14 protein-coding genes and 1 tRNA gene are annotated in these 16,576 nt (G+C 70.3%); 8 read left to right on the top strand and 7 right to left on the bottom strand.

The window, feature by feature from the left end; all coding sequences use genetic code 11:
* The first annotated feature begins 75 nt into the window (after nucleotides 1-75).
* The 5 genes from BM286_RS07100 to BM286_RS07080 all read left to right on the top strand — a co-directional run bounded on the left by BM286_RS07100 (nucleotide 76) and on the right by BM286_RS07080 (nucleotide 4,174).
* A complete protein-coding gene (locus BM286_RS07100) occupies nucleotides 76-612 on the top strand; it encodes a DUF7523 family protein (protein ID WP_092920873.1) in 537 nt (178 codons plus the stop codon).
* A gap of 141 nt (nucleotides 613-753) precedes the next feature.
* Nucleotides 754-1,278 (top strand): copper resistance protein CopD, encoded by a 525-nt coding sequence (locus tag BM286_RS07095; protein ID WP_092920872.1) that lies wholly within the window; start codon nucleotides 754-756, stop codon nucleotides 1,276-1,278.
* Nucleotides 1,279-1,513: 235 nt separating this feature from the next.
* Entirely contained in the window at nucleotides 1,514-3,160 is a 1,647-nt protein-coding gene (gene thsB / locus BM286_RS07090; RefSeq protein ID WP_092921343.1) for a thermosome subunit beta, read from the top strand.
* A 354-nt stretch (nucleotides 3,161-3,514) separates the two neighbouring features.
* The gene (locus BM286_RS07085; protein WP_092920871.1) at nucleotides 3,515-3,769 is read left to right on the top strand and encodes a glutathione S-transferase N-terminal domain-containing protein; all 255 of its coding nucleotides are present in this window, start codon (nucleotides 3,515-3,517) and stop codon (nucleotides 3,767-3,769) included.
* Nucleotides 3,770-3,814: 45 nt separating this feature from the next.
* A complete protein-coding gene (locus tag BM286_RS07080; RefSeq protein WP_092920870.1) occupies nucleotides 3,815-4,174 on the top strand; it encodes a DUF192 domain-containing protein in 360 nt (119 codons plus the stop codon).
* A 15-nt stretch (nucleotides 4,175-4,189) separates the two neighbouring features.
* Here the strand turns inward: BM286_RS07080 and BM286_RS07075 are convergent, their stop codons facing one another.
* From BM286_RS07075 to BM286_RS07055, 6 genes are all read right to left on the bottom strand, one after another.
* Nucleotides 4,190-5,719: a PAS domain-containing sensor histidine kinase gene (locus BM286_RS07075; RefSeq protein WP_092920869.1), complete on the bottom strand. Its 1,530-nt coding sequence runs from the start codon at nucleotides 5,717-5,719 to the stop codon at nucleotides 4,190-4,192.
* A gap of 127 nt (nucleotides 5,720-5,846) precedes the next feature.
* The gene (locus tag BM286_RS07070) at nucleotides 5,847-8,444 is read right to left on the bottom strand and encodes a DNA topoisomerase I (RefSeq protein ID WP_092920868.1); all 2,598 of its coding nucleotides are present in this window, start codon (nucleotides 8,442-8,444) and stop codon (nucleotides 5,847-5,849) included.
* A gap of 102 nt (nucleotides 8,445-8,546) precedes the next feature.
* Nucleotides 8,547-8,714 carry a hypothetical protein gene (locus BM286_RS15550; RefSeq protein WP_006111840.1) on the bottom strand — a complete coding sequence of 56 codons (168 nt, stop codon included), beginning with the start codon at nucleotides 8,712-8,714 and terminating at the stop codon, nucleotides 8,547-8,549.
* A 789-nt stretch (nucleotides 8,715-9,503) separates the two neighbouring features.
* A tRNA-Ser gene (locus BM286_RS07065) sits at nucleotides 9,504-9,585 on the bottom strand.
* A gap of 27 nt (nucleotides 9,586-9,612) precedes the next feature.
* Entirely contained in the window at nucleotides 9,613-9,912 is a 300-nt protein-coding gene (locus BM286_RS07060; protein WP_092920867.1) for a hypothetical protein, read from the bottom strand.
* The gene (locus tag BM286_RS07055) at nucleotides 9,913-10,293 is read right to left on the bottom strand and encodes a Rid family detoxifying hydrolase (RefSeq protein ID WP_092920866.1); all 381 of its coding nucleotides are present in this window, start codon (nucleotides 10,291-10,293) and stop codon (nucleotides 9,913-9,915) included.
* A gap of 158 nt (nucleotides 10,294-10,451) precedes the next feature.
* On the opposite strand from BM286_RS07055, the gene BM286_RS07050 reads away from it, so the two are divergent.
* Nucleotides 10,452-10,847 (top strand): DUF7577 domain-containing protein, encoded by a 396-nt coding sequence (locus BM286_RS07050; RefSeq protein ID WP_092920865.1) that lies wholly within the window; start codon nucleotides 10,452-10,454, stop codon nucleotides 10,845-10,847.
* 36 nt (nucleotides 10,848-10,883) lie between these two features.
* On the opposite strand, the gene ubaA is transcribed toward BM286_RS07050, so the two are convergent.
* The gene (gene ubaA, locus BM286_RS07045) at nucleotides 10,884-11,696 is read right to left on the bottom strand and encodes an SAMP-activating enzyme E1 (protein ID WP_092920864.1); all 813 of its coding nucleotides are present in this window, start codon (nucleotides 11,694-11,696) and stop codon (nucleotides 10,884-10,886) included.
* 138 nt (nucleotides 11,697-11,834) lie between these two features.
* On the opposite strand from ubaA, the gene BM286_RS07040 reads away from it, so the two are divergent.
* Together BM286_RS07040 and BM286_RS15545 are read left to right on the top strand one after the other, a co-directional pair.
* Nucleotides 11,835-13,640 (top strand): hypothetical protein, encoded by a 1,806-nt coding sequence (locus tag BM286_RS07040; protein WP_092920863.1) that lies wholly within the window; start codon nucleotides 11,835-11,837, stop codon nucleotides 13,638-13,640.
* A 4-nt stretch (nucleotides 13,641-13,644) separates the two neighbouring features.
* Nucleotides 13,645-16,560, top strand: coding sequence for a hypothetical protein (locus tag BM286_RS15545; protein WP_092920862.1), 2,916 nt, complete (start codon nucleotides 13,645-13,647; stop codon nucleotides 16,558-16,560).
* Nucleotides 16,561-16,576: the final 16 nt, after the last annotated feature.

Here is a 16,576-nt window from a genome sequence, read left to right as displayed (position 1 = left end):
TCTCCGATCCGTCTCCGGGGCGGGATCCCCGGCGCGACCGAAACGATCTTGCCCGCCCGACGCGCAGCCTCGCGCATGTCGCTGGCAGCCGAGACGCGGGAGGCGGTCCGAGCGAACCCGTTCATCCGGGACGCGCTCCGCGCCGGACTGGTGAACCACAGCGCCGCCGCGACCTGGCTCGCCGAGCGGGCCGACCTCGACGGCGACCCGGACGCGATCGCGGCCGCACTCCGCCGCTTCCGGGAGGACCTCCCGGCGTACGAGACGGAGGCGCGCACCGCGAGCGTCACCATGCGGAGCGGCGTGGGCGTGGTCGACGACGCGAACGCCGCCGACGCGGACGACGGCGACCCGGGTGATGTCCCTCTCCTCCGCGTCGGCGGCGCGGGGGTCGTCGACGGCGGCGACCGCACGGCGATCCTCGCGGCGGGCGACGTCGACCCCGCCGCGCTGGCGGGCGCGCTCGGCAGGCTCGCCGCCGCGGACGTCGGGGTCGTGGCCGCGGGCGCGGCTGGCGACGCGCTCGTCTGCGTGGTCCCCCGCCGCGACGGCGCGAGCGCGGTGCGGGTCGTCGAGGCGGCGCTGGACGCGGTGCCAACCGACGCTGAGTGACGGACCGACGCGAAGTGACGGACCGACGCTGAGTGACGGACCGACGCTGAGTGACGGACCGACGCTGAGTGACGGACCGCTGTGACCGCACCGATCCTGTCCGGGGCGGCCTTTTTGCCGCTCTCGCTCCCAGTCGGTCCCGTGGTGCTCACGACTGCCTTCGTCCTCCACGTGCTCTCCGGGGCCCTGTGGACCGGTGCGACGCTGTACGTCGTCTACGCGACCCTGCCGCGGGCGACCGACGGGACGCTCGGCCGCGACGCGTTCGTCGACGCCGCGCACCGCCTCCTCATGGTCACGCGCTGGACCGGGGTCGTCCTCCCCGCCACGGGCGCGTACATGATCTGGCGGCTGTACACGCCGCTGGAGGCCCTCGCGACGACCGGCCGGGGACGGGCCGTCCTCGCGATGCTGTCGCTGTGGGGCGTAATGAATGGCCTCGTCGAACTGGGCGTCCTCCGGATGCGCCGCGAGGTCGACCCCGAGGTCGGGTGGGGCCGGTACATGGCCGAGGGGTTTCCCATCGACGCGCTCGACGGCGTCGGGCGCACGCCCGGATCCGCCCGGTTGGCGGCGGTCGCCCGACCCTACCTGCTAGCGAGCGCGGGACTGGCCGTCCTGCTGCTCGTCGACGCCGCGCTCCTGGCCGGCGGAGTTCCGGTGTGACGCGGGAGTAGTCCGGGGTAACGCGGGAGCGCGAAGTAACATATAAATGCCCGAGAATCGGCGTTCACTGACGGACGAAGATCAATGCTAACTCCCCACACGAATTACGACCGAACGGCGGGATGTCGTGCGGTTTCCGGTGACGCGTCTCGGGATCGATCGCTCGCAGCCGGCCGGCCGTCAACGAGACATTTATATAGAATCACAATCAATCAAACGCTGTATGAGTCAGCGAATGCAGCAGGGCCAGCCGATGATCATCATGGGCGAGGACGCCCAGCGCGTCCAGGACAAGGACGCACAGGAGTACAACATCTCCGCGGCGCGCGGCGTCGCCGAGTCCGTCCGATCGACGCTCGGACCGAAAGGGATGGACAAGATGCTCGTCACCTCGACGGGCGACGTCACCATCACCAACGACGGCGTCACCATCCTCCAGGAGATGGACATCGACAACCCGACCGCCGAGATGGTCGTCGAGGTCGCCGAGACACAGGAGGACGAGGCCGGCGACGGGACGACCAGCGCGGTCGCCATCGCGGGCGAGCTGCTGAAAAACGCCCAGGACCTCCTCGAGCAGGACATCCACCCGACGGCGGTGATCAAGGGGTTCAACCTCGCGAGCGAGTACGCCCGTGAGCAGGTCGACGAGGTCGCCACCCGGGTCGACCCCGACGACACGGAGACGCTGCGGAACGTCGCCGAGACGTCGATGACCGGGAAGGGCGCCGAACTCGACAAGGAGACCCTCGCCGACCTCGTCGTCCGCGCGATTCAGGGCGTCACGGTCGAGGCCGACGACGGCTCTCACGTGGTCGACCTGGCGAACCTCAACATCGAGACGCGCACCGGTCGCGCGGCGGGCGAGTCCCGCCTGCTCTCCGGCGCGGCGATCGACAAGGACCCGGTCCACGAGGACATGCCGACCGACTTCGAGTCGGCGAATGTCCTCCTCCTCAACGACCCGATCGAGGTCGAGGAGGCCGACGTCGACACCTCCGTCAACGTCGACTCCCCGGACCAGCTCCAGAAGTTCCTCGACCAGGAGGAAGAGCAGCTCCGCGAGAAGGTCGATCAGATCGTCGACTCCGGCGCCGACGTCGTCTTCTGTCAGAAGGGCATCGACGACCTCGCGCAGCACTACCTCGCGAAGGAGGGCATCCTCGCGGTCCGCCGGACGAAGAAGTCCGACCTGACGTTCCTGAAGAACGTCCTCGGCGCGCCGATCGTCACCGACCTCGACTCGCTCACCGCCGACGACCTCGCGGTCGGCTCGATCGAGCGCGACGACGACGAGGAGCTGTTCTACGTCGAGGGCGAGGACGCCCACGGCGTCACGCTCCTCCTGTACGGCACCACCGAGCACGTCGTCGACGAGCTCGAACGCGGCATTCAGGACGCCATCGACGTGGTCTCGACGACCGTCTCCGACGGGCGCACCCTGCCCGGCGGCGGCGCGGTCGAGGTCGAGATCGCGCGCCGCCTGCGCGACTACGCCGACTCCGTCTCCGGCCGCGAGCAGCTCGCGGTCGAGGCGTTCGCGGACTCCCTCGAACTGATTCCCCGCGTGCTCGCGGAGAACGCGGGCCTCGACGCGATCGACCTGCTGGTCGACCTGCGCGCGGCCCACGAGGCCGGCGACCGGAACGCCGGGCTCGACGTGTTCGCGGACGAGGTCGTCGACACGGCCGACGCGGGCGTCGTCGAGACGGCCCACGCGAAAGAGCAGGCGATCTCCTCGGCGGCCGAGGCGGCGAACCTGGTCTTGAAAATCGACGACATCATCTCGGCGGGCGACCTCTCGACGTCGGGCGGCGACGACGAGGGCGGCGCCCCCGGCGGCGGCATGGGCGGCATGGGCGGTATGGGCGGCGCTATGTAAAATCGGTCTCTGACCGGTTTCCATAGACCGTCAGGCTCCGCCTGACGCAGTCGATGTAAGCGAGGTTCCTTCGGAACCTCGGACGGCGAGCGGGGAGCGAAAGCGACCCGCAAGCCGGGAATCCGTCGGAAACAGATCTCCATAGGCGTCGACCCGACCGCGATCGCCCGACGACTTCCCCCGTTCGAACGCTCCGATTTTCCCCCGTTTTCGCGCACTACCCGGTAGCCTCCCCTCTCCCCGAGTCCACGGCCGGGACGGGACGATCGTCGATGCGCCCGCCCCGACCGCCCGTGCGCGCCCGACGCATCCGCGGCCGCACCTCTTTACGGATCCGGGCCGTACGTGACGGTGATGGCGAATCTAACCCTCTACGAACTGGAAGGCTGTCCGTACTGCGCGAAGGTAAAGACGAAGCTGTCGGAACTCGACGTAGAGTACGACTCCGTGATGGTGCCGCGCTCGCACGGCGAGCGCACCGAGGTCGAGGAGGTCTCCGGGCAGACCGGCGTCCCCGTCCTCGTCGACGAGGAGCACGGGGTCGAGGGGATGCCCGAGAGCGACGACATCGTCGAGTACCTCGAAGAGACGTACGGGAGCGCGAGCTAACCCCGAACGGGAGGCTATTTATCCGCCCGCGGCGAGGGTGCGGGCGTGCGACTCGTTCACCGCCCCGAGTCGGGGAGCGACCGGTTTGAGACCGTCCTCGCGAGCGACGTCGACGTCGCGCGCTCGACGCTCGAACGGGCCCGAGGGCTGATGTTCCGACGGTCTGTCCCGGACGACTACGCGCTGGTGTTCCCCTTCGACGAGCCCGACACGCGGTGGCTCCACATGCTGTTCGTGCCGTTCGGGATCGACGCGGTGTGGCTCGTCGACGGTGAGGTGAGGGCGAAAAAGCGGCTCGCGACGTTCGTCGGGCTGGGCCGCGGCCGCGCCGACACCGTCGTCGAACTGCCGGCCGGCGCGGCCGAGTCGGTGGCGGTCGGCGACGAGCTTCGGCTGGTCGAGTGAGCGGGTCCCCGAGAGCTACGTGTCGCCGTCGAACGCGTCGAGGTCGAACAGCTCCGCGTCCTCCGGGAGCGGCTCCTCCGCGGCCCGCAGCGAGAGCTCGATCCGACTCCCGCCGGCCTTGCTCTCGGCGATGTCGAGGCTCCCGCCGCCCGCGGTGACGATCCAGTTCACGTACCAGAGCCCGAGCCCGCTCGCGTGTTCGAGCGGCGTCTCCTCGCCGGTGAGCACGGCGCGCTCGGCCGGCGGGATCCCCGGTCCGTCGTCCGCGACGACGAGCGAGACCCACGACTCGCTCGGCAGCTCCGCGGCCGAGATCCGGACCCGCGGGTCGTCGGTGTCGTTGTGCCGGATCGCGTTGTCGACGAGTTCGGTGATCGCTTCGGGGAGGAACGCGACGGCGGAGACGGCGAGCCCCTCGGGGATGTCGACGTCGACGGCGGCCCGCCCGCGGACGGCCGAGTCGAGCGATTCGAGCGCCGCGTCCACCGCGGGCGCGAGCGCGACCGGCCGCGGCGAGGGGCGCCGGGAGAGCAGCCGCTCCACCTTTCGCGAGGTCTCTCCGAGGCGCAGTAACCGCTCGGCGGTGTCGACGACCCGTTCGAGTTCGGCGGCCAAGTCCGGGTCGTCGATCGCTTCGATGGCCCGCCCGGTGAACCCGGTGACCACGTTGAGGTCGTTCCGGAAGTTGTGGCGCAGTACGCGCGTCAACACCGCGAGTCGCTCCTCCCTGAGCGACGCCTCGGTGAGGTCCTCGCCGACGCCGACCGCGCCGACGACCCGGTCGCCGTCGGTGACGGGACCGACCGAGAGCCGGTACGGGACGCGCTCGCCGGAGCGGGTGAGCAGCCGCGCCTCGCTGGAGACCACCTCGCCCTCGCGGTACACCCGGGCGAGCGCGTCGCTCACGGCCCCCCTCGTCCCCTCGTCGAACAGCGAGGTGAGCGCGCGCCCCGACAGCGACTCGGGCCCGTAGCCGGAGTCGGTCGCCAGCCGGTCGTTCCACCGGGCGAGCGTCCCCTCCTCCGTACAGCGGAACAGCGCGAGCGGCACCGCGGCCGCGACGGCGTCGACCAGTCGGCGCTCCGCGTCGCGTTGGGTCTCCGCGGCGACGCGGTCGGTGGCGTCGGAGAGCCCGACGACGAGCCACTCGTCGCCGGCTATCGTCGCCGCGTGGAGCGCCGCGTCGACCCGGAGCCCCGGGTCGCCGAGCCGGACGTCCCACTCGAACCGCTCGACCGGGGAGTCGGGCCCGCCGGAAGCGGGGGAATCGGCGGCCGCCGCGGCGACGTCGTTGACCGGCTCCCCGGCGACTGTGGTATCCGTCTCGCCGACATCGGAGAGGCCCATCAGCGTCAGCGTGCCGCGGTCGTGCCCGAGGAGGTCGACGGCGGGCGGGTTCGCGGCCCGGATCGTCAGCGTCTCCGGGTCACAGACCAGCGTCGGGGTCGGGATCGCCTCGACGAACGCCCGGAGAATTCCGGTGGCGGCGTCGCCGTCCGACGTCGACGGCGCGTCGCCCGGGGGGTCCGCGTCGCGGTCTCCCATCTGTTGCCTATTGAGACGCTCCGGATATTTGTGTTTATGCTTTTAGGGGTCGCGGCGAGACCCGCCGCGTCGGGGGAGCCAGCGGTTGCGGCTCGATGGAGGCGGGCGGAGTCGGCGTCGCGGCGGGTCAGTCGGCCTTCGCCTGCCAGTCGCGGACGGTGTCGACCCCGACGCCGTCGACGTCGGCCGCCAGGTCGTCCGGGTCGGCCGACTTGAGTTCGTCGACGCCGTCGACGCCGGCGTCTTTCAGCTTCGCGGCGGTCTTCTCTCCGATCCCGTCGACTGCCTGAAGCTCCGACCCCTCCTGGCGGGCCGTGAACTCGCGGTAATTACAGATCGGACACCCCAGCTCCCACAGGTCGTCGCCGGAGTGGACCCGGAGGTGCGGGAGGTCGTGTTCCTCGCAGCGCTCGTCGGTGATCTCGATCTCGCCGCGGCGGGGGAGCGGCAGCGAGTAGTCGCAGTCGGGGTACCGCGTACAGCCGACGAGCCGGGAGCCGGAGCGGAGCCGCTTGATCGCGAGGTCGCCGCCGTGCTCCTCGCCACAGTCCGGACAGACACCGATCACCTCGTCTTCCTGCTCGTCGGCCTCGTCGGCCTTACACTGCGGGCAGCCGTGGACGAACGTCTTCCGGCCGGCGAGCATCTTCACGCGGCGGAGATCGTGGTCATCGCAGGTCTCGTCGAGGATGATCGGCTTCCCGGTCGAGGGGAGCGGCAGGGTGTACTCGCAGTCGGGGTAGCCGTCGCAGCCGACGAAGTACGACCCCTGCCGCGATTTCCGAACGAGGAGGTCCGAGCCGCACTCCGGACACGGCCCGAGCGTCTTGTCGGCCTTCAGCGACGTCTGGAGGTGGTCACCGACCGCCTCGCGCGACTCGGTGAGGTCGTCGAACACGCGCGAGAGCAGGTCGCGGGAGGCCTCGGTCACCTCGTCGTACTCCTTCTCGCCGGCCGCGATGGCCGCCATGTCCCGTTCGAGCTGGGCGGTCATCTCCTCGCTCACGATCCGGTCGGCGAACTCCTCGGCCGCCTCGACCACCGCCTCGGCCAGCCGGGTCGGCCGGGGCGGGTCGCCCTCGACGTAATTGCGGTCGTACAGCTTCTCGATGGTCCGGTGGCGGGTCGCCTTCGTCCCCAGCTGTCGCTTCTCCATCTCCTCGATGAGCCGGGACTGCCCGTAGCGACGGGGCGGCTGCGTCTCCTTGCCCTCCGTGGCGCGGTCCGACAGCGACAGCGTCTCGCCGACCTCGACGTCGGGAACGATCCGCTCGTCGCTGGAGCGGTACGGGTAGACCTCGTGGTAGCCGGCCTCCAGCAGCCGTTTCCCGTTGGCCTTCAGCCGGAGGCCGCCGTCCGCGACGAGGTCGGCCGGCGTCGCCGCGTCGTCCGGGTTACGGAGCGCGGCGAGCCCGTCGGCGCCCTCGGCGATGGGCGTCGCCTCGCCGTTCGCGAGCGCGACGACGCGCAGCCGCTCCCACGTCGCGGGGTCGGCGCAGGTGGCGAGGAAGCGGCGGACGATCAGCTCGTACACCTCCCACTCGTCGTCGGAGAGGTCCGAGGCCGAGGGGAGCTCACCGGTCGGGTGGATCGGCGGGTGGTCCGTCGTCTCCTCGTCGCCCTCGGTCGGCTCGATCTCGCGGTCCTCGGCGAGCAGGCTCGCGGCGTCTTGGCCGAACGTCGAGGCCGCCGAGAACTCCTCGATCAGCTCCTCGGGCTCCAGATCGTCCGGGTACACCGTGTTGTCGGTCCGCGGGTACGTGACGTAGCCCGCGGTGTAGAGGTCCTCCGCGAGGGACATGGCGCGCTGCGCGGAGTAGCCGAGCGACCCCGCCGCGCGGATGAACGCGGTGGTGTTGAACGGCGTCGGCGGGTCGTCGGTCTGTGTCCGACGAGTCACGTCGTCGACGGTCGCGCCCTCGGCCGCGGCGAGCGCCTCGGTGAGCGTCTCGGCGACCGCCTCGTCCCAGACGCGCTCGCGCTCGTTGCCCTCGTCGTTTAAGTAGAAGTAGCGCGCCTCGAACGGGTCGCCGCCCGACTTCGCCAGCTCGCCCGTCAGCTCCCAGTAGGACTCGGGGTCGAACGCCTGGATCTCCCGCTCGCGGTCCACGATGAGCTTGAGCGTCGGGCCCTGGACCCGGCCGACGGAGATGAAGTCGTCGCCCATCTGTCGCGCGGACAGTGAGAGGAACCGAGTGAGCGCCGCGCCCCACGTGAGGTCGATAGTCTGGCGAGCCTCGCCGGCGGCCGCCAGCTCGAAGTCGAGGTCGTCGGGGTTCGCGAACGCCTCCCGGACCTCGTTTTCGGTGATCGACGAGAAGCGCACGCGGTCGACGGGGACGCCCTCGTTCACCTCGCGGACGAGCTCGTACGCCTCCTTGCCGATCAGCTCGCCCTCGCGGTCGTAGTCGGTCGCGATGACGACCCGCGAGGCGTTGCGGGCGAGCCGCCGGAGCGCGGCGACGATCCCCTCCTGCGTCGGGGTCTTCGTGACGGGCGCGTCGATCAGCTCGACGGGCTCGACGTCGCGCCAGTCGTTGTACTCGGCGGGGAAGTCGACGCCGACGACGTGGCCGGAGAGCCCGATACACCGCTTGCCGCCCCACTCGTAGACGTTGACGTCGTTCATCCGCTCCGCGGTCGCGGACTCGCCGCTCAGGATGTCGGCGATGCGCCGCGCCGCGTTGTCCTTCTCCGTGATTATCAGCTCGGGGCCGCGACTCATTGCGCCGAGATACGCCGCTCCCGGGTCTAAAGCTTTCGCGACGCGAGATTGCGGGCAGGCTCGGGGACGGATGGCCTCAAAGAACGAATCGGCGCGCGACCGTCACCGGGCCGCGTCGTCGGACTCGGCGAGGAACTCCGCGTCTGTGGCCTCGCGGTACGGTTCCGGCGGTTCGTCGTCCGCGTCGAGTTCGCGCCGAGCGAGGTGGTTCTCGAGTTGGCGGCGCTTGTTCCTCCCTTTCCGCTCGCGGCCCGATTTCGTGTCTGGCATCGTCATCCGTGTGAACACTTCCCACACATATGAATCTTGTGTCGGTGTGCGGACGTGTCCGAGAGCAGCAGGAGGGGACGCCATCGGAGCAGCGCAGGCCCACAGCGGCTGGCTGTTTAAATGTCGACGGGCGGCAGCGACAGTCACTTATAAACAAGAGCGGTGGCGCGCGCCTCCGAGCGCCCGCAGGGCGCGAGGAGCGCCGCGCGAGGGAGTCGGGCGCTCCGAGGGCGACCGAAGGGAGCCCGAAGGACGCGCCCGACGAGGCTGGGGAGGCGTGAGGCTGCGGTTGCGGTGCGGTCGGGCGGGACTCAAAGGGGCAGCCGCGAGGGCGGCGTAGGCGTTCACGAGAGCAGAGCTCTCGTGAGCCAATCAGAACGCGAAGCGTTCTGATGACGACGCAAGGACCGCAGGAGCGAGCGAAGCGAGCGACGAGGAGCGTGGTTCGAGAGAGCGTACGCCGCCCTCGCGGCTGGGGCTTTGGAGGAGTTCGCCGTCGATCCGCAGTCAACCGTTTATAAACAATCAACAGCGACGTCAGTCGTTTGCTTATAAATAGACAATTAGACAGGGTCGCCGACACCCGACTCGCTCGTCGCTGTCGCTCCTCGCTCGTTGTTGCGACAGCGAAGCGCCAGGAGAGGGATTTGAACCTCAGTCGTTCCGCTCGCAATCGAGGTGCTCGCTTCGCTCGCACCTCGCACCGCTCGCTCCACTCCCTGGTTCAAATCCCTCCGTCAGGGTTTTCGACGAACGGCTCGCTCCGCTCGCCGTGTTGTTCGTCGAAAACGCCAGGAGAGGGATTTGAACCCCCGATCCCGGATGGGAACACGCTTTCCAGGCGTGCGCCTTACCACTCGGCCATCCTGGCTCACGCGGAGATAATCCGGTGCGACTGTTAAGTCCTTCTTTTCGCACGCACCCGGGCCTCGGCGAGGTACGTAATACCGGCCGACGCGGCCGCGACCGCGACCGCGACGAGCGCCAACCCCCCGAACCCGATCGGCAGCGATCCGGGCCCGAGGAGCCGGTACCCCTGCGCGAGGACAAGGAAGGCGAACCCGCCGACGATCCCCCACAGCGCCGCCGAGCGCACTCGGGCGCGCGGGGTCGCCGCCGCGCCGGGCGCGGGCACGGACCCGTCGGTCGCGGCGTCCGACTCGCTCCCCGGCTCGGAACCGCCCTCGCCGTCGGCCATCTACTCGACGACGGCGACCGCCTCGATCTCGACGCCGGCGCCCTTCGGGAGCGCGCCCGCCTCGACCGCGGAGCGGGCCGGCGGCGACTCGTCGAAGTAGCCGGCGTACGTCTCGTTCATCTCGTCGAAATCGTCGATGTCGGCCATGAACACCGTCGTCTTGAGCACGTCCTCGGGACCGGCGCCCGCCTCCTCCAGCACCGCGAGGAGGTTGTCGAGCGCCTGCTCCGTCTGGACCGCAATCGGCGCGTCGTCGAGCAGGTCGCCCTCGGGCGTCAGCGGGATCTGCCCGGCCGTGAACACGAGGTCGCCGTCGGTCGCCGCCTGGCTGTACGCGCCCACCGCCGCCGGGGCGTCGTCCGTGTGAATCGTCTCCTTCATGCGGGTGCGACTTCGACCGGCGGCCTCAAGAGTACTCTGGAGCGGAGCCCGCCGATTCCGGCTGAACCGGACCGTCCGACCCGGCCGAGCGGCGTCGCCGCCCCGGGCGACCCGTCCCACCGTCAGACACAAAACGCTGGGATGGTAACAGTACGCACATGACGGGTGACCAGCTCCTCCCGCTCGCCGCGATATTCGTCGGCATCGCGGCGCTCAACCTCGCGGTGACCTGGCTGCTCGTCCGGCGGAGCCGCGACCCCGCGGAGCTGTTCGGCTCGGTCGCGACCGGGTCGTCTGACGCGGACGGCGACGGGGAGGGCGTCGGCCCGACGCTCGCGCTCGGCCGCGACCCGGACGCCGACCGGACGGGCGAGGAGGGCGACGGGGACGGTCCCCCGCCGCTCGACGCCGACGGGGAGACGGTCGTCTGCCGGCACTGCGGCGCCGAGAACCGCACCGGCTACCAGTACTGTCGGTGGTGCGTCCGGTCGGGGTTCGCGGGCGGGGACGCCGGGGCCACCGCGGAGGCCGCCATGACCGAGCGGTCGCTGTGAGCGGGTGACGGTCGCGATGCCCGCAGACAGAGGTGGTCAGGCCGCGTCGACCTGACACCCGGCCGCGTAGTCGATACCGTCGATGGCGTCGATACCGTCGTCGCCGCACACCGGACAGTCCGGGTCGCGCGCGTACGGCACGGTCTCGAACGAGAGGTCCATCGCGTCGTAAAACAGCATCCGCCCGACGAGCGGCTCGCCGACGCCGACGAGCAGTTTCACCGCTTCCGTCGCCTGGAGGCAGCCGACGGTCCCGGGGAGGACGCCGAGGACGCCGGTGCTGGCGCAGTCCGGCACCGTTCCGGGTTCCGGCGGCTCCGGGAACAGACAGCGGTAGCAGGGGCCGTCGGGCGAGAGCGTCGTCACCTGCCCCTCGAACTTGTAGATGGCGCCGTGCGAGACGGGAACGCCCTCGATCCGGGCGGCGTCGTTCACCACGTAGCGGGTGGCGAAGTTGTCCGAGCAGTCGACGATCACGTCGTAACCGGAGATCAGTTCCCGGGCGTTGCCCGCGTCGAGCCGGAGTTCGTGGCGCTCGACGTCGACGTCGGGATTGAGGTCGGCGACGAAGTCGGCCGCCGAGTCGACCTTCGTACGCCCCACGTCGTCGTCGCCGTGGATCACCTGTCGCTGGAGGTTCGACCGCTCGACGTCGTCGTCGTCGACGATGCCGATCGTTCCGACGCCCGCGGCCGCGAGGTACTGGATCGCGGGCGATCCGAGTCCGCCGGCGCCCACGACGAGGACGCGTCCGTCGAGCAGCCGCTTTTGCCCCTCCGGACCGACGTCGTCGAGGATGACGTGCCTGGAGTAGCGGTCGAGTTGGGTCGCGTCGAGCGAGAGGCTCATGTCAGCACCCTGTACGGGCGCGGATATAATCGTGTTCCCGAAGCGACGCCGTCGCGGGACGGGGCAGGGGAGGGAGCGCTCGCGGCACCTATATTTATTGTCGGGGATGTGTACGGTTCCGATGGTGATCGAGGACAGATGAACACGTGGTGGCTCCGGAAGCCGACGTTTCGTCGCGAGCTCGCAACGCTGTTTGCGCTGATCGTCGTACTCGGCTACTCGACATATCGGCTGTTCCAGAACATGGTGCCCGCAGCGCTCGACCCGCGGAGCGAACTGCTCGCAGCGATCGACGGGGTGATAAACGACGCGTTCGGGACGGCCGCGGAGCCGACGCTCGTGATCCCGATCGGGGCGATACTCGGGCTAATGATCCTGATCTCGCTGGACCATTACAAGTACCTGTACGGGTACCTCCTGTTCGCGGCGACCGTGATCGGCTTCCTCGCGCTGATCCAGGACCCGACCGTGCTGGACCCAACGAACTGGCAGTGGGCCGAGAACCTGCCGTTCCTCGCGGTCGGCGTCGCCGTTGGCGTGATCGGCGGGGGCCTCCGTCGGGACCGGTCCGGTGGGACCGACGACCAGCCGTTGACGCACGACTATCTCAAACAGCGCGGCAGGCCGGGCGCCAAGCTCGAGTTCGGCGCCGCGCTCCCGCGGCTGCTGTACGTGTTGGGCGGGCTGCTGGTGTTCTTCCTCTTCGAGTACATCGTCGAGTATAGCCTCTCTCCGCCGGGTGTATCCGGATTCAACACGTCCGGGATCGGGATCGACGTCGTCGCGACCGGCTGCGTCCTCGTCGTGTTATGGACCGTGCGGACGTACACCGCAGACACGAACATCCTCCTCGTCGGCGCGAGCCGGAGCGGGAAGACGACCGGGATGGCCGGGCTCGGCTACACGGCGGGAATGTACACGGACGTCCACGCCGACCGGCCGCTGAAGAAGCTCACCGACGAGTTCAAAGAGCGCGGCTTCGACGGCATCGAGAGCACGACGGCGAACGAGAACATCCCGGTACAGCTGTCGTTCAAACACGGGTTCCTGTTCCCGCGACGGATCAACCTCCGGACGATAGACTACGCCGGCGAGCTGATCGAGTCCGGTTCCGGCGGCGATACGCGAAACGTCCGGGTACCGAAGCCGGCCGACGACGATCCGACCGTCACCGACAGCTTCAACGAGGCGTTCGACGTCGCGCGGTACATGCGCTGGCGGCGCGACAGCGAGGGCGACGAGGCGTTCATCGGCGGGGTCGAGCCGGTCGGGATCAACCCCCGAGACGAGAAGTTCTCGTGGCCGTACGACGCGAAGAGCGGCGGTGCCCTCGAAGAGGCGGCGGTCATGCAGTACGTCGTTCAGGACATGATGTACTACGCCGACAGCATCGGTCTCGTCCTCCCGATGGACGACTTCGGTCGCTACGCGGCCGAGAACCGGGCGCCCGAGTGGAGCACGATCACGCGCGACGGCGAGCTCGGCGGGGTCGGTGACCGCGGGAGCTACCTCGACGTGTTCGATAAGGTGTACGACCGGCTCGGCGGCGGCGAGTACACCCACGAGGGCGATCAGTACCAGGGGAAGGGGAACGACGTGTTCTACCTGTTCACCTTCGCCGACGTCGCGATCCCGTCGTTCCAAGACGAGCACGAGGAGGTCGCCCAGCCCGCGACGGACCGCCCGGAGGCGTTCCGCACGCACATCCTCGAGCGGTTCATCCCGGAGTACGACGCGACGAAGTACATGGGCGGGCTGTACGCGGAGTCCGCGGGCCACGCCGGCGTGCCGGAGTACGAGCCGGACAACGCTCGTATGGTCAACTTCGACGTCCGAGAGTCGAGGTCGGAGACGGAGAGCTCGCCGGAGCTGGAAGACCAGGATCACCCGGTGTTACACGGCACGAGAGAGCTGCTCGACCGGCTCGGGCGGCGGTGGAGGTGAACCCATGGAGGAGTTCTACGTCACGGATTCGAAGGGAAACGTGGTCGGGAGTGACTCCCTGAGCAACGACGAGCAGGACGACGTGGCCAGGGACGACGTCGAGAACGGGGTCCTGTTCCGATATCACCCGGACGACGACCGTGCGGTGCGGTCGCAGTTCGTCGTCGTCGACGAGAGCGGATCGCGCGAACTGCGGGTCGCCGTGACGAGATTCGGGTCGGAACGCGTGGACCTGCGCGACCACGACAGGCGGCTGACGGAGTGGGCCGAGGCGTTCGATTCGAGCGTTCCGGGCTCGACGAGCGAGTGGAAGCCGATAGAGGACACCGTACAGCGGTTCCACAAGCGGCTGATCAGCAGCCGCGGGAACGCGAGCGCTGACGTGAGCGAGGCGTTCGAGCGCTCGGAACCGGCGACCGTCGACGCCCCGGAGGTCAGCACCGCGGCCGACCTCGTCAACCACGCGCTGAAGCTCGAAGCGGGCTCGATCGCCGTCTCGCTACACGGGCGGACCGAGGCGCTCGACGGGGTCGACGTCGTGATCCACGCCGGGCACGGCGATTCGATCGCCGTCCGCGCGGGGGAACGCGACGACGGGCGGGACAGCGGTCCGAGAGACGAAAGCACCGACGGACGGAGCGAAAGCACCGACGGACGGAGCGAAAGCACCGACGGGCGGGACGAGAGCACCGACCGTCGAGACCAGGTCGACGATCCCGACGGAACGACCAGCGGGCGCGGCGCGGACCCGACCCGCTCCGGCTTCGAACGCGGCGAACCCGACCGGAGCCGGTCCGCGGCCCCCGAACCGGACGCCGGTGAACGTGGCACCGACGAGCGGGACGCCGATGAGCGACGGCGCGGGGCGAGCCGCGACCGCGAGCGGGTCGACGACCCCGCTACCGACCGACCGGCCGGAGAACGCTCGGACCGACGCGACCGAACCGCGAGGGACTCGGCTCCCTCGTCGGGGGAGACCGCCGCCGATGAGGAGGCAGGATCGACCGCCGACGAGAGGCGATCGGCCGACTCGGGGGCGTCCGCGACGCCGACGGAGGGACCGGACGCGACGGGAAAGCCGGACCCGGCGGGAGAGCCGGACCCGGCGGGAGAGCCGGACTCGACTGCGTCCGGTGCGTCGGACGAGACCGATCCCGAGGTCCTCGACTCGTCGTCTGCCTCCCGAACGGCCGACGGGTCGGCCGAACCGGCGGAGCGGGAGGACGCTCCGCGAGAGACCGGCGCGGCGGAGTCGGGGCCGGCCCCCGCCGACTCTCCGGTCCCGGCGGACGCGACGGTGCCGCCCGACCCGTTCGCCCGGACGGAGTCGGCCGCGGACGAGTCCGACGACCAGACGGAGCCGGTCCCGTGGTTCCCGACCGCGCCCGGTCTGTCGGTGTTCGACGGACCGACCGGGCGGCTCGTGTACGACGAGTCCGGGCGGCTCACCACCGACGAGACGTACGGCGCGGCGAACGACGTGTACCTCGACGACCTCCTGTTCTACCACAACCCGGCCGCCGGCGAGGTGATCGCGTACACGAACGGGCGGGTCGGCGGCGCGAACCAGCAGCTGCTCGTCCACTATCTCGACCCGAACGCCGACGACCTGATCCGCGAGTTCCGAAGCGCGACGGAGCGGCTGTTCGCGGACCGGTCGGGCTGGGCGATCGCGAGGGACGTCGGGAACTACCAGGCGGTGTTCAACGGCCTCGACGACGACGCGACCGCGGAGCCGGCGGTCAGCGCTGAGGAGCTCGATTCGGTGTTGCGGCCGGGGACGCGGCTCGACTTCGGGACCCCCTCCGCCCGCGAGGCGAGCGAGTTCGTCACGTACCTCCGCGACGAGCGGGGATTCGACGGGACCGTCGCCATCTCCGGAAGCGGTCGGGCGGATTTCCTCGACGGCGTCGACGTGGTCGTGATGCCGAGCTCCCTCAACTACACCGACGTGGAGCCGCGCGCGCAGACCGGCGACCGGATCGCGTTCGCCCGGCTGGCCGACAGCGCCGCCGCCGCCAAGCGGGAGTTCCGCGAGGTACGGGAGCGCTCGGTCGACGGCGAGGTGTTCCCGAGACGGTGGCAGGAGTCGCTCGCGACCGCCGTCTCCGAGGCCTCCGAGCGGGCGCCGACGCTGCGGCCCGCACCGCCGTACCGGCTCGAGCGGACCTCGAAGGCGCTGGTCGTGGCCGCGACGGCTGCGGTGCTGTCTCTCGCCGCGCTCGGCTACCTCGCGTGGTCGGGGCTCGGCGGCGCGTTCGTCGCCGCGCTCACCGAACCGGTCACCGTCCGGGCCCTCCCGGGAGTCGCAATAGACGCGTTGACCCCGGTACAGCCGCTCTTCGTCCCGCTGTGGGGGCTCCTCGCCGTCGTCGGCGGGATCGCCGCCGTCGGAGCGGCGGCGGCCGTCTCGAGGGTCGGTGGGGTCCGCGACGCGTTCAAACCCCTTGCGTACCTGGCCGGAGGCGGCCCGGACAGCCTCGATCCGAAAAGCGCCGGGCAGCTCAGCTCGATGCGGGAGTCGATCGAGGCGGCCGGGGAGCTGATCGACGAGGTCGACGACGAGTTCCTCCGCGACCGGCTGAACGAGTGGTACGAAGCCGACGGGATCGACGCGGCGGGGCTCGTCGCGGACGAACCGGCCGACCAGTACCTCGAGGTCGTCTTCGAACACGTCACCGAGGGGATCGACGTCGTCGACCCCGCGGCGGACACTCGACGACGGCGGGAGTGGCTGGCGACCGGTATCGCCGGCGGCGTGGCGGTCGGCGCCGTGGCGGCCGCCGCGGCTGTCGGCGTCGCGTACGCGTTCACCGCCGAGCCGGGAGCGGCCGTGTTCGCGACGGTGGTGCTCGGACAGGTCCTCCTCGTCGGACTACTCGCCGCCGGCGGCGTCGCAGTCGCACGGCGCGGCGACTGAGCGACGGGCACCGCCG

Origin of the sequence: Halorubrum sodomense (genome assembly GCF_900111935.1) — an archaeon.
GTDB lineage: Archaea > Halobacteriota > Halobacteria > Halobacteriales > Haloferacaceae > Halorubrum > Halorubrum sodomense.
Note: the sequence above shows the minus strand (reverse complement) of the source record. Positions and strands in the feature narration are given on the sequence as shown.